At 44.5% G+C, this 957-nt stretch carries 1 protein-coding gene and 1 pseudogene; both read right to left on the bottom strand.

What is annotated here, in order from left to right:
- A pseudogene (locus tag B3182_RS13330) lies at positions 1 to 577 on the bottom strand (RNA degradosome polyphosphate kinase); the annotation flags it as partial.
- Between the two features lie 115 nt (positions 578 to 692).
- Positions 693 to 957 (bottom strand): DUF6231 family protein (locus tag B3182_RS13325; protein ID WP_292753072.1); only part of this gene is annotated, 265 nt, incomplete at its 5' end.

The raw sequence follows: 957 nt of genomic DNA, 5'->3' as shown, positions 1-957 counted from the left end.
CTCGTGGTAGCGCTCTGGGGGCCTGTAAAATGGCAAAACCGATATTGCGACCAAAAGCATCTTTGCCATCCATCGATACAATAAAATTTAAACTTTTATTGAGTAATCGGGGAAATGGATGGGAGGAGTCGAGCCCAATAGGACTAAGGATAGGCTGAATTTCATCGCGAAAATACTGTTCCAGCCAGGCACTGTGTTCACTTGTCCACATTGGTCTTGGCAAGACCTTAATGCCTTCCTGCTCCAATAACGGTAATAACTCATCATTAAGTACCGAATATTGCTCATCAACCAATTCATGGGCACGTATGCTGATCAACCTTAATGCTTCCTGAGCGCTGATTTGATCAGCTTCCAGGTAGGGATCACCAATTTCGATTTGTTGGATCAGACCGGCAACGCGTACTTCAAAAAATTCATCCAGATTGGTACTGGAAATACACAGATAATTTAGTCTTTCCAGCAATGGCACAGTGGGGTCAAGGGCCTGTTGTAATACGCGCCAATTGAACTCCAGCAGACTCAACTCACGATTCAGGTAAAGGTCGGAGCTGTTCAGATCAATTTGTGTTTCCATGTTTTCCATTTTGATGGCTTGTTTGAAGGTTAATTAACGATAAGCTTGTTTAGTGTTTCTGTAACCCGACACCCCCAAGCAAACTAGAGGGATTTGATGACAATCTGATGACAGCCTACCAACGATATTTGTCATAGTTTTCCGGATTTGCCCAGAAACGACTGTTCAGCCAGTCACGTTTGGGCTGGTAATTTTCAATAGCATAACTGAACACCTGTAATCCATCACTGGTTCCGGCAATATGATGCAGGCCCATGGCCAGATAATCGCGAAATTGCCATCCCTGTTTTTGCGCCAGCGCAGGATTGGTAATCAGAATAATATGCGGTGCATGTAAATTGCGTAAATAGCCCAGCCATTGTTGCCCGGCCTGTAACGGA

Origin of the sequence: Methylophaga sp. UBA4204 (assembly GCF_002379485.1) — a bacterium.
Taxonomy (GTDB): Bacteria; Pseudomonadota; Gammaproteobacteria; order Nitrosococcales; family Methylophagaceae; genus Methylophaga.
The sequence above is the reverse complement of the archived record's forward strand: the minus strand, read 5'-3'. Positions and strand labels throughout refer to the sequence as shown.